This is a genomic window from Kineosporia babensis (genome assembly GCF_021129305.1).
Lineage (GTDB): Bacteria > Actinomycetota > Actinomycetes > Actinomycetales > Kineosporiaceae > Kineosporia > Kineosporia babensis.
Window position 1 is genome coordinate 1 of sequence record NZ_JAJOMB010000013.1, and the last position, 12,283, is coordinate 12,283.

General features: G+C 69.7%; 10 protein-coding genes. 9 read left to right on the top strand and 1 reads right to left on the bottom strand.

The genetic code is table 11. The features are described from left to right. Positions 1 to 88 precede the first annotated feature (88 nt). From LR394_RS22600 to LR394_RS22610, 3 genes are read left to right on the top strand one after another with little or no spacing between them, the layout of a single operon-like run. Positions 89 to 1,345 carry a cysteine desulfurase family protein gene (locus LR394_RS22600; RefSeq protein ID WP_231445166.1) on the top strand — a complete coding sequence of 419 codons (1,257 nt, stop codon included), beginning with the start codon at positions 89 to 91 and terminating at the stop codon, positions 1,343 to 1,345. Then, entirely contained in the window at positions 1,342 to 2,448 is a 1,107-nt protein-coding gene (mnmA, locus tag LR394_RS22605; protein WP_231445169.1) for a tRNA 2-thiouridine(34) synthase MnmA, read from the top strand. Before LR394_RS22600 ends, mnmA begins: the two co-directional genes overlap by 4 nt. 51 nt (positions 2,449 to 2,499) lie before the next feature. After that, entirely contained in the window at positions 2,500 to 3,648 is a 1,149-nt protein-coding gene (locus LR394_RS22610) for a sensor histidine kinase (RefSeq protein WP_231445171.1), read from the top strand. Positions 3,649 to 3,681: 33 nt separating this feature from the next. Here the strand turns inward: LR394_RS22610 and LR394_RS22615 are convergent, their stop codons facing one another. After that, positions 3,682 to 4,485, bottom strand: a complete 804-nt coding sequence (locus tag LR394_RS22615) for a VOC family protein (protein WP_231445173.1) — start codon at positions 4,483 to 4,485, stop codon at positions 3,682 to 3,684. 469 nt (positions 4,486 to 4,954) lie between these two features. On the opposite strand from LR394_RS22615, the gene LR394_RS22620 reads away from it, so the two are divergent. The 6 genes from LR394_RS22620 to LR394_RS22645 all read left to right on the top strand — a co-directional run bounded on the left by LR394_RS22620 (position 4,955) and on the right by LR394_RS22645 (position 12,215). Beyond that, positions 4,955 to 5,473 (top strand): hypothetical protein, encoded by a 519-nt coding sequence (locus tag LR394_RS22620; protein WP_231445175.1) that lies wholly within the window; start codon positions 4,955 to 4,957, stop codon positions 5,471 to 5,473. A 98-nt stretch (positions 5,474 to 5,571) separates the two neighbouring features. Continuing rightward, positions 5,572 to 6,654, top strand: coding sequence for a methionine synthase (locus LR394_RS22625; RefSeq protein WP_231445177.1), 1,083 nt, complete (start codon positions 5,572 to 5,574; stop codon positions 6,652 to 6,654). A gap of 54 nt (positions 6,655 to 6,708) precedes the next feature. Next, positions 6,709 to 8,883, top strand: a complete 2,175-nt coding sequence (ligA, locus tag LR394_RS22630; RefSeq protein ID WP_231445179.1) for an NAD-dependent DNA ligase LigA — start codon at positions 6,709 to 6,711, stop codon at positions 8,881 to 8,883. Between the two features lie 94 nt (positions 8,884 to 8,977). Further along, complete coding sequence (locus LR394_RS22635) at positions 8,978 to 9,436, top strand: hypothetical protein (protein WP_231445181.1); 459 nt, start codon at positions 8,978 to 8,980, stop codon at positions 9,434 to 9,436. Positions 9,437 to 9,500: 64 nt separating this feature from the next. Next, positions 9,501 to 10,496, top strand: coding sequence for a hypothetical protein (locus LR394_RS22640; RefSeq protein WP_231445183.1), 996 nt, complete (start codon positions 9,501 to 9,503; stop codon positions 10,494 to 10,496). Between the two features lie 72 nt (positions 10,497 to 10,568). Then, positions 10,569 to 12,215 (top strand): FAD-binding dehydrogenase, encoded by a 1,647-nt coding sequence (locus tag LR394_RS22645; protein ID WP_231445185.1) that lies wholly within the window; start codon positions 10,569 to 10,571, stop codon positions 12,213 to 12,215. Positions 12,216 to 12,283: the final 68 nt, after the last annotated feature.

Consider the following 12,283-nt stretch of genomic DNA (forward strand, 5'->3'; position numbering starts at 1 on the left):
GAGGGGGGAGAGGGGGGGGGGGGGGGGCCGCCGCGGCGGGGGCCCGGCCCCGCCTGCTTGTGAGCTCACGATGCCTACACTCGAACCCGTGACTTCCTACCTCGACCATGCGGCGACCACGCCGATGCGGCCCGAAGCGGTGGCGGCGATGGCTGAGGAAATGGCGTACGCCGGCAACGCCTCGTCCCTTCACTCCTCCGGCCGGCGGGCCCGCCGGGTGGTCGAGGAGGCGCGCGAGCAGATCGGCGTGGCCCTGGGGGCCAGCCCCAGCGAAGTGATCTTCACCGCCGGCGGTACCGAGTCGGACAACCTGGCGGTCAAGGGCCTGTTCTGGGCCCGCCGGGCCGCCGACCAGGGCCGTCGCACGATCGTGGCCACTCCGACCGAGCACCACGCGGTGCTCGATCCGCTGGAGTGGCTGGTCAAGCACGAAGCGGCGGACGTGCGCTGGGCACCGGTCGATCGCGCGGGGCGCGTCGATCTGGACGGTCTCGAACAGCTTTTGGACGAGGTGGGCGAGTCGGTCTCGCTGGTCACCGTGATGTGGGCGAACAACGAGGTCGGGACGGTACAGCCGATCGCCCAGATCGCGGAACTGGCGCACCGGCACGGCATCCCGGTTCACACCGACGCGATCCAGGCCGCCGGGCACCTGCCGTTGGACTTCACCGCCAGCGGGGTCGACTGCCTGAGCATCAGCGGGCACAAGCTGGGCGGGCCGATCTCTTCCGGAGCGCTGCTGGCCCGGCGCGGGCTGGACGTGGTGCCGGGTATGCACGGCGGCGGGCAGGAACGCGGCATTCGCTCCGGCACCCTCGACGTACCTGCCCTGCGCGCCTTCGCCCTGGCCGCCACCCTGGCGGTGGAGGCCCAGCCGACCGAGAGCGAGCGGATCGCGGCGCTGCGCAACGATCTGGTGCGGGCAGTCTGGGACGCCGTGCCGGACGCGGTTCTCAACGGAGCCGTCCCGCGCGAACTGGACGGTCTGGGACCGACGCTCGCACCTGCGTCCTCTGCTGTGAGACTGCCGGGCAACGCGCACTTCACCTTCCCCGGCTGCGAGGGCGACTCCCTGCTCTACCTGCTCGATGCGCGCGGGGTGGAATGTTCCACCGGTTCGGCCTGCCAGGCGGGAGTACCTCAGCCCAGCCATGTGTTGCTGGCCATGGGCGTGCCCGAGGCCACCGCCCGGGGCGCGCTGCGGTTCTCCCTGGGGCACACCTCCACAGCGTCCGACGTCGCCGCCCTGGCCGAGGCGATCGGGCCGGTGGTGGACCGGGCCCGGGGAGCGGGCATGAGCTCCGCCCCGACGAAGCAGAAGCAGGCCGAAGAGGTAAAGCGATGAGAGTTCTGGCGGCGATGAGCGGCGGGGTCGACTCGGCCGTGGCCGCGGCCCGCGCGGTCGACGCCGGTCACGAGGTGGTCGGCGTGCACCTGGCGCTGGCCCGTAACCCCGAGACGCTGCGGGCCGGTGCGCGCGGTTGCTGCACGATCGAGGACTCGGGGGACGCCCGCCGGGTGGCCGACGTGCTCGGCATCCCGTTCTACATCTGGGACCTGGCCGAGCGGTTCCAGCAGGACGTGATCGAGGACTTCGTGGCCGAGTACCGCTCCGGCCGCACCCCCAACCCGTGCGTGCGCTGCAACCAGAAGATCAAGTTCGCGGCGCTGCTGGACAAGGCCGTCGCGCTGGGTTTCGACGCGGTCAGCACCGGGCACTACGCGCAGATGATCGACGGCCCGCACGGCCGCGAGCTGCACCGGGCCGTGGACATGGGCAAGGATCAGTCGTACGTGCTGGCCGTGCTGGAGCCCGAGCGCCTGGCCCGCTCGATCTTCCCGCTGGGCGACACCCTGAAGGAAGACGTGCGCAAGGAGGCCGCCGAGCGCGGTCTGCGAGTGGCGAAGAAGCCGGACAGCCACGACATCTGCTTCATCTCCGACGGTGACACCCAGGGCTTCCTGGCCAAGCACCTCGGCGAGCAGCCCGGCAAGATCGTGGACACCAGCGGCGAGCAGCTGGGCGAGCACTCCGGCGCCTACGGCTTCACCGTGGGTCAGCGGCGAGGCCTGTCCATCGGCCGCCCCGCCGCCGACGGCAAACCGCGCTACGTGCTGTCGATCGAGCCGGTCTCGAACACCGTGGTCGTGGGTTCGGCCGAGGAGCTGAAGGTCAGCGGCATCACCGGTGCCGAGGCCACCTGGTGCGCCCCGGTGCCCGAGCCCGGCGCCGAGTTGCACGTCCAGGTACGGGCGCACGGCCGGGCGGTGCCGGCCCGGCTGGTCTCCGCCTCGGTTCCCGAGCCTTCCGGCGCGGTGCAGACGCTGCCGAGCACGGTGGATGTGGAGCTGATCGAGCCGATCGCGGGGGTTGCCGCCGGGCAGACTCTGGTGCTGTACCGGGGCACTCAGGTGATCGGATCGTCCACCATCAGCGCCACCAGCTGAACCGGCCCGCCCTGATTCTTCGCGTTTCGCCTGCTACGTAAGGTGTGGGTCGTGTCGATCGCCCGACCGTCCCGTGACGTGCTGCTGGCCCTGGTTCTCGCGGTGGCCGCGTTCATCCCCGGCAACGGCACGTTCGCCGCGGTGATGGGTGCGCAGGAGTTGCGCGATCAGGACGCGGACTGGCTCTCGGCGCTCCTGATCCTGGCCCAGTGCCTGCCTCTGGTTCTGCGCCGCACCCGGCCCGCGCTCTGCCTGGGCCTGGTCGGAGCCGCCTTCGCGGCGTATCAGTTGCTGGGCTACCAGCCGAGTTCCGCCGGGCTCAGTCTGTACCTGGCGCTGTACAGCGTGGGTGCGCATCTGACCCGGCGGCGGTTCGAAGTGGTTGTCGCAGCCGGGGTTTCGTACCTCGTAGTGGCGGTGGTGCTGCTGCAGGGCCCCTATGCCGAGCGGCCGATCGACGCGGTGACCTTCGTACCCGTGCTGGCGCTGTTCTGGCTGATCGGGGAGGGCGTGCGGGCGCGGGCCAATGCCGAGGCCGCGCGCCGGGCGGCCCAAGAGCGTGAGGCGGTGGCCGCCGAACGGGCCCGGATCGCCCGGGAACTGCACGATGTGGTGACTCATCACGTCACGGCCATGGTGGTGCAGTCCGAGGCACTTCCCTTTCTGCTGCCGCACAACCCCGACAAGGTGCGCGTGGGCCTGGCCACGATCAGCACCACCGGCCGGTCCGCGATGACCGACCTGCGCGAACTGCTCGACGTGCTGCACGACCCGGGCACCCCGATCGAGAGCACCCCGGCCCGCGAAGGCCTGGAAACCCTGATCGAGCGCGCCCGTTCGGCCGGCCAGCCGATCGAGTTCACCCAGCACGGCGAGGCCGGGACCCTGCCCACCGGCCTGGCGCTGGCCCTGCAACGTGTGGTGCAGGAGTCGCTGACCAATGCCCTGAAGCACGCTCCCGGTCGTGCTGTGGACGTCACGCTTACCTATTCCCCGGATGCAGTAGACCTCGCCGTGGTGACCACGCCGGGCTCGACCGTGCGTCGTCGGCCCTGGGCGCGTTCGGGGCGGGGCATTGCGGGGATGCGCGACCGGGTGGCTGCTTTCGGCGGTGAGCTGACCGCTGGGGGAGACGCCGACGGGAGCTTCGCAGTGCGGGCGTGGCTGCCGCGCAAGAGCGTAGCGACAAGGGGCGGATGAGCTTCCACCCCGGCATCACGACGGAGGCTCGTTTTAGCCGGGCGGCTGCATGAGCCAGAAGCGACTGCCCCAGGGGTCGCGGAGCGAGGCCATCCGGCCGAACGGGGACTCGAAGTCGCGGCGGACGATCCGGCCGCCGGTGGACTCGGCGAACTCCAGGGCCGCGGTGATGTCGCGGACCTGGAAATACACCAGCCAATAAGGGGCGGCGTCGTCCTCGCCCATCATCGGACCCATCCCGCCCAGAGGCCATTCCTCGTCCGGGTGGGCAAAAGTCTGGTAGCTGCTGTCCGCCTCCATCTCGGCCGGCAGTGCTTCGTTGCGGAAGTCGAAGAGCTTGCCGTAGAAGGCTCGGGCCACAGTGGGATTCGGCGTGCGTAGGTCATCCCAGACGAATGAACCGGGGTCGCGCACGTAGGCCGCGCCGATGGATTCACCTGCCTGCCAGAGCCCGAACGGAGCGCCGGTCGGGTCGCAGGCGACGGCGCGATGCCCCCGGGAGCCAGATGCCTGGGGCTGCAGCAGAATCTGCCCGTTGTTGGCGTTTACGGCTTCCAGGGAGGCATTGAGGTTGTCCGTGGCGAAATAGTTCAGCCAGCCGGTGGGCCGTCCGGTCTCCTCGCTGGGGCTGTGCAGGATGTCCTCGTGGATCTCCCTGATGCCGGAAGCTTCTACCCCGTCCACGGTGGCCAGTACTAGCGCATGATCGGACGTAGAGCGTTCGAACGACCAGCCCAGCAAAGGCCCGTAGAACGCCTTGGCTGCTTCCACGTCTTCCACTGCGAGTTCGGTCCAGCACGGTGTGCCCGCGCGCCAGCGTTCGGTGCGGATTCCCACGTACGCCTCCCGTCTGCGTCGGGCGCTGCGCGCAGCGTCCGTCCCCTCGAATCGTGCGGATAGTAACCGCTCGATCACCGTACTGCGCGGAGCTAGGGAGTGTTTTGGAAGTCGCTGCCGTAGCGAGGAGGTGCCCGGTGGTCGTCTGGCAAGCCGTTGGAGCGCCCTCGTAGCGGTGTTCTACGTGGGCGTTCCAACGGCGCAGTCCAGGCGGCCACCGGGTGCCCCGCAGTAGGCATGGACTTCCAAAACACGACCTAGCCTGGCAGGAGGGTCGGGAAGGGGTGAATGCATGACGGTGGTGGGGCCAGGGGAGATGCTGGCTACCCATGGGCGAACGGTTTACCCCCGAGGCGCGGATCCCGGGCGGCAGGCTTTCGTCGAAGGACGCGAGCGGCGGCGTTTCGCTGAACGGCTTGCCGATGCGCAAAGGGCGGCGCAACTGCCGGAGGGGAGGGCTCGTCATCTGGTGGAGCGTTTCGCGCCCCTGCAGGGAATTGGTGGCCTGACGTTGTACCTGGGCGAGGGGGAGTTGCTGGCCCGGTTGTACGGGGCAGTGATCGATCTGGTGCCTGAGTTGGTCCCCGCGGCAACAGATCTCGCCGAGGCTGCCGAACTGGGCGAGGAATCGGTGGTCGATCTGCTGCTCGCGGAGGTGGATCGAGACGTCCGTTTGCTGCTCGACGAGACCCCGGAGCGACTTTGGGCGGTGCTCGGAGTGCGTTCACCGGTCAGCTCTTTCGTTGGGGTAAGGCAGATTCTGGACGCGCTGCTCGTGGTCGCAGACGACGGTCACGCTCCTGGTACGCGGGTACGGATGCTGGCCGGGTCGGCTGCAGGGAGGGTCGGCACGGTGGTCGGGGCGGTGTGGGGCTCGCAGGGGGCGCCGGTTGGGTACCGCATTTGGGACGATGTGAGCGGCGTAGAGCTCGGAGCTGCCACCGGGGATCTGGTTGTGCTGGCGGGGCAGGAGTGCCTGGGGCGTTAGTTCTCAAATCAGGGACGGTGTGGTCGCCCTCCAGGAGGGGCTGCGGCTTCGCGGGGAGCACGGCGTTTTGGGGGCTGCGGGCACCGTAGGCTCAGGGTGTGTCGTCGTCCTCTTTCCTGCATCTGCCCGGTGACCTCCCGCTCGACCTGCCCGGCGACGAGCCGGAGAACCAGGTGACGATCGGTCCGGCGGCCGCCTCCGGCATCGGCTCGTGGCCGGGTACCGACGTTGTCGACACCATGCGCATCACGTTCGGTGAGCTCGGCGAGGCGCCGGCCATCCCGTATCTCCCGGAGTTGCCTGCTCGTGGTCCCGGTGCGGACATGATCGGCCGGGGTGCCGGGCTGCTCGTCGACCTGCCGGTGGACCTGCAGCCCTCGGGCTGGCGCCTGGTCGATCACCCGGGCCGTGACCACAAGCGCACCAGGGCCTGGCTGCGGCAGGACCTGGACGTACTGGCGGAGATCGGTGACAGCTACGAGGGCCTGCTGAAGCTGCAGGTCACCGGCCCCTGGACGCTCGCTGCGAACCTCTGGCTGCCCCGCCTGGAACGGGTCGTGGTGGATCCGGGTGCCTGCCGGGACCTGATCGCCTCGCTCGCCGAAGGCCTGTCCCAGCACCTTCAGGAAGTGGCCCGGCTGCTGCCCAGGGCCCAACTGCTGCTGCAGGTGGACGAGCCCTCGGTGCCGGCCGTGCTGGACGGCTCGCTGCCCACCGCCAGCGGGTTCGGCCGGTTGCGGGCGATCGAGGAGCCGGTCGTGATCGAAGGCCTGACCACCGTGCTGGAAGCCGCGCGATCCGCCGGGGCGGTGCGCACCATCATCCACAGTTGTGCTCCCAAGCCGCCCGTGCGCACTCTGCTGCGTACCGGCGCGGACGCCCTAGCCCTGGACATCAGCCTGCTCGACACCCAGCGCTGGGAGCAGATGGCCGAGGCGACCGAGAACGGGACCACCCTCTGGGCCGGCGCTGTGCCGACAACCGGTGCTGCTCGTCCGCAAGCAGTTGCCGACGCGATCTGGAACCCCTGGCGCAAGCTCGGCCTGGATCCCAAGTCGGCCGCCGACGTGGTGCTGACCCCGGCCTGCGGACTGGCGGGATCTTCGCCGCAGCAGGCCCGTTCGGCGCTGAAGGTGGCGCGCGAGGCAGCCCGGATCCTGGCCGACCGGGCCTTCGAGTAGCCCGCGGGGACTTTCCGCCGCGAAACTGTCGGTGGGTCGCGGTTGAATGTGCTCGTGGCCGAATCAGACGTGAGCGCAGCGCAGGAACTGCCCGAGGGCGGTATCACCGCGGCCCCCGCGGAGATTCCGGAAGATGCCCGGCACCGGTGGGCCGACCTGGCCGAGCAGATCCAGGGGCACCGGTTCGCGTACTACGTGCGGGATTCGCCGTCGATCTCGGACGGCGAGTTCGACGCGCTGATGAAACAGCTCGAGGAGCTGGAGGAGCAGTTCCCCGGTCTGCGCACCCCCGAGTCGCCCACCCAGCAGGTCGGTGGCACCTGGTCCACCGACTTCGAGCCGGTCGATCACCTGGAGCGGATGCTCAGCCTGGACAACGCGTTCAGCGTCGAGGAACTGCGGGAATGGGCGGCCCGGGTGGAGCGGGAGGCGGGCCCGGTCGGCTACCTGTGCGAGCTGAAGATCGACGGGCTGGCGGTGAACCTGCTCTACGAGGACGGCCGGCTGGTGCGCGCGGCCACCCGGGGCGACGGCCGGACGGGTGAAGACGTCACGCTCAACGTGCGCACCATCCGGGGCGTCCCGCACACCCTCACCACGGTCGAGGGGGTGCCGTTCCCGCAGCGGGTAGAGGTGCGCGGCGAGGTGTTCTTCCCGATCGAGGCGTTCGCCGAACTGAACGCCAAGCTGGTCGAGGCGGGCAAGGCGCCGTTCGCCAACCCGCGTAATGCCGCGGCCGGTTCGCTGCGGATGAAGGATCCGCGGGTCACCGCCACCCGGCCGCTGCGGATGCTGGTGCACGGCCTGGGCGCCCGTACCGGCTTCGACATCACTTCCCAGTCGCAGAGTTACGACCTGCTGAAGGCCTGGGGGCTGCCCACCTCCAGCACCTACCGGGTGGTCGGCGGGGTGGACGAGGTGGTGCAGTTCATCGAGCACTTCGGTGAGCACCGGCACGATCAGATCCACGAGATCGACGGTGTGGTGGTCAAGGTCGACGCGGTGGCGCAGCAACGCCGGCTCGGGGCCACCAGTCGGGCGCCGCGCTGGGCGATCGCGTTCAAGTACCCGCCCGAGGAGGTCACCACCAAACTGCTGGACATCCAGGTGCAGATCGGCCGGACCGGCCGGGCCACGCCGCAGGGCGTGATGGAACCGGTGACGGTGGCCGGGTCCAAGGTCGGTTACGCCACGCTGCACAACGCTTTCGAAGTGAAGCGCAAGGGTGTGCTGATCGGCGACACGGTGGTGCTGCGCAAGGCCGGTGACGTGATCCCGGAGATCGTCGGGCCGGTGGCCGAGGTCCGGGACGGCAGCGAGCGCGAGTTCGTCATGCCCACCCACTGCCCCGAGTGCGGCACCGAGTTGCGTTACGAGAAGGAGGGCGAGAAGGACATCCGCTGTCCCAACGCCCGCACCTGCCCGGCCCAGTTGCGCGAGCGGCTGTTCCACGTGGCCGGCCGGGGCGCCTTCGACATCGAGGCCCTGGGCTGGGAGGCCGCGATCGGCCTGCTCCAGGCCGGCGCTGTGCAGAACGAGGGCGACCTGTTCGACCTCACCCCCGAGATCCTGCGCACCGTGCCGCTTTACACCCGTAAAGACGGCGAGCTCTCGGCGAACGGCCGCAAGCTGCTCGACAACCTGCAGAAGGCCAAGGAACAGCCGTTGTGGCGGGTGCTCGTGGCCTTGTCCATCCGGCACGTGGGGCCCACCGCGGCCCGGGCACTGGCCCAGTCGCTGGGCTCGATGGAACGTATCCGCGCGGCCTCACAGGAAGAACTGGCGGCCGTCGACGGGTGCGGGCCGGTCATCGCCGAGGCGGTGAAGGAGTGGTTCGAGGTCGACTGGCACGCCGACGTGGTGCGCCGCTGGGCCGAGGCCGGGGTGCGGATGGCCGACGAGACGGACGAGTCGGTGCCGCGCACGCTGGAGGGGATCACCGTGGTGGTCACCGGCTCGCTGGAGACCTTCAGCCGGGACGAGGCCAAGGAGGCGATCCTGAGCCGGGGTGGCAAGGCCTCGGGCAGCGTGTCGAAGAAGACGCACTTCGTGGTGGCCGGTGAGAGCGCGGGCACCAAGTACGACAAGGCGATTCAGTTGGGCGTGCCGGTGCTCGACGAGGCGGGCTTCCGGCTGCTGCTGGAGCAGGGGCCGGATGCGGTCACCCCGGCGGAAAGCGAGGAGGGGCATCCGGGAGGCGGGGACGGCTCGGTGGGCGAGGAGAAATGACTGAAGACGTCGGGGCTCCGGGGAGGTGCGACCGGCGGCGATGGTGACGTGCGTGCGGCGGTGACGCTGCGGTTGGTGTGATTTGCTCGGGGAGGTGCAACGCGGGGCAAGCGGAAGGCGTCTGCTGGCTGTGTTCGAGAGCGGGCAGTTCACCAGCGCCACTGGCCCAGATTCCGGGGGCCAGGGTTCTGGCTCTCAGCAGATTTCTCGAGAGCAGGGTTCTCCGGAGCAGGGTTCTCAGGAGCTGAGTCTTCCGGAGCAGGGCTCGGAGCGGCCGTCGTGGCTGCGGCGCTGGGTGGTGAACCCAACTGTCACGGTCTTCACCGCGATCAACGTCCATGTCGTGCAGCCCGGGGTGGCGTTGGCCGGTCTGCTGGTCCGGCTCTTCTACCGCTACGTCCTGTGCCCCATCGGCTGGAGCCTGCGCTGGATCTGGCGGCGGGTGATCGGACCGGTACTGGAACTGCTGTCGCTCATCGCCGACCTGTTCTCCTTCGTGTTCCACGTGGTGCTGTTGCCGTTCCGCCTGATCGGCCGGCTGCTCGACTGGTAGCCGTGTCTGCCACGTCTCACCGAAACTGTGCAACGGCGGCCCGGACGCGGACGTCTGCACGCACGTGAGCACGCAGCCCGATCAGCCGTTCCGGACCGAGGCGGAAGTTCCGGTCCTGATCCGGGCTTTCGCCGTGGTCTTCGTCCTTCCGTTCCGGCTGGCCTGGGAACTGCTCCTGGTCCTGGCCCGGCGGGTGGACCGGTACCTGCTCAAGCCGCTCGGCCGGGTCTTCGTCCTGCTCGTGGTGGCACCGCTGGTCTGGGTCTGGCAGCGGGTGGTGGTTGCCACGGCCCGGTTCCTGCTGCAGTACCTGGTGATCGTGCCGGGAGCGTTCATCTGGCGCTACCTCGTCGTGCTGCCCAGCGCATTCCTGTGGCACTACCTGGTGGAGATCCCCGCGGCGTTCGTCTGTCGCTACCTGGTTCTGGCCCCGATGGCTTTCGTGTGGCGCTATCTGGTGGTGCCGCCGCTCAGCTTCGTCTGGCGCTATCTGATCGCAGCGCCGGGGGCGTTCCTGTGGCGCTACCTGGTCGTGCTGCCCGGCACGTTCGTGTGGCACTACCTGGTGGAGATCCCGGCATTGTTCGTCTGGCGGTATCTGGTGGTGACGCCGGCAGTCTTCGCCTGGCAGAACCTGATCGTCGCGCCAGCCGGATTCGCCTGGCGGTACCTGGTCGTGGCCCCGGCCGTGCTGGCCTGGGCCTATCTGGTCGTGGCGCCGAGTGTCCTCCTCTGGCAGTACCTGGTGGTCGTTCCCGGCCGCTTCGTCTGGCATCAGGTGCTCAGGCCGCTGAACCGTCTGCTGAATGCTCTGTTCGCGTACCTGGTGGTCAGGCCGATCGTCTGGGTGCTGACCAAGTTCTACGAGTACGTCCTGCTGCCGGGCTGGCGGGGAGCCGGCCGGCTGCTGCGCTTCCTGTACCGCCTGACCCTGCGTCCGATGTTCCGGGCCGTCGGCTGGGTCTGGCGCAACACCGTGGTAGCCGCCGCCCGCACGTTCCGGATCGCGCTGCGCCAGACCGGTAGCGCCGTGCGCAGCTTCCTGCGGGCGATCCCCTGAAGCGGCTGCCGGTACGTCCCAAATCGGTAGAAGGCACTGGGCGAACCCGGCCGATCATGATGGGATTCGCCGATGGACGCTGACGTCATCGTGGTGGGAGCCGGCCTGGCCGGTCTGGTAGCGACAGCCGAGCTCGCGGCCGCGGGCAAGCGGGTGCTGCTGCTGGACCAGGAGGGCGAGCAGAACCTCGGTGGCCAGGCGTTCTGGTCGTTCGGCGGGCTGTTCCTGATCGACTCGCCCGAGCAGCGCCGGATGAAGGTCCGCGACTCGCACGAGCTGGCCTGGCAGGACTGGCAGGACACGGCCGGGTTCGACCGCGAGGAGGACCACTGGCCCCGGCGCTGGGCCGAGGCGTACGTCAACTTCGCCGCCGGGGAGAAGCGGGCCTGGTTGTCCGGGCTCGGGGTCAAGTGGTTCCCGCTGGTCGGCTGGGCTGAGCGGGGTGAAGGGCGCGCCGGAAGCCTGGGCAACACGGTTCCCCGCTTCCACATCACCTGGGGCACCGGGCCCGGCGTGGTCGAGCCGTTCGAGCGCCGCGTGCGTCAGGCGGTGGCCGAGGGCACGGTCACGCTCGCCTTCCGGCACCGGGTGAACGAGCTGACCACCGACAACGGCACGGTCACCGGTGTCCGCGGCACGCTGCTCGCCCCCGACCAGCGTCCCCGCGGTGTCTCCGGCAACCGGCGTGAGGTCGGCGAGTTCAGCTACCAGGCCCAGGCCGTGATCGTCACCTCTGGGGGCATCGGTGGCAACCATGAGCTGGTGCGGGCGAACTGGCCGGAGCGGCTCGGGACGGCGCCGGAGACGATGGTCACCGGGGTCCCGGCCTACGTCGACGGCCGGATGATCCGGATCACCGAGGAAGCCGGCGGCACGGTGATCAACCCTGACCGGATGTGGCACTACACCGAGGGCCTCTACAACTGGGACGCGATCTGGCCCGGCCACGGCATCCGGATCCTGCCCGGCCCCTCGTCCCTCTGGATCGACGCCCTCGGCCGGCGGCTGCCCGCCCACCTCTACCCGGGCGCCGACACCCTCGGCACGCTGCAGCACCTGCGGGGCACCGGGCATGATCACAGCTGGTTCGTGCTCTCCGGCAAGATCGTCGAGAAGGAGTTCACCCTCAGCGGCTCCGAGCAGAACCCCGACCTGACCGAGAAGTCGATCCCGAAGCTGCTCGGCCGGATCAAGCCCGGCCCGGCCCGCCCGGTGCAGAACTTCCTCGACAACGGGGTGGATTTCGTCCAGGCCGCCACCCTGCCCGAGCTGGTGCAGGCGATGAACGCGACCACCGGCAACGACCTGCTCGACCTGGCCACGGTGGAGGCCTCAGTGCTGGAGCGGGACCGGCAGATCGTCGACCCGTCCTCGGCGGACGCGCAGGTGCTGGCGATCCGTGACCTGCGCAGCTACACCGGCTACCGGCTGCTGCGGACCGCCGCGGAGCAGCGTCTGCTCGACCCGAAGACCGGTCCGCTGATCGCGGTACGGCTGAGCGTGCTCACCCGCAAGACCCTGGGCGGGCTGCAGACCGACCTGGACGGGCGGGTGCTCGGAGCCGACGGGGAACCGGTACCCGGACTGTACGCAGCGGGGGAGTGCGCGGGTTTCGGTGGCGGGGGTATGCACGGCTACCGCGCTCTGGAAGGCACCTTCCTGGGCGGCTGCCTGTTCAGCGGGCGCACGGCGGGACGGGCCGCGGCCAAAGCCTTGTAGCCGGGTGACCTTCGCCCCTGGCGAACGGATTAACCTCCTGGATCCACACCTGAGGCAGGATGTGCCGC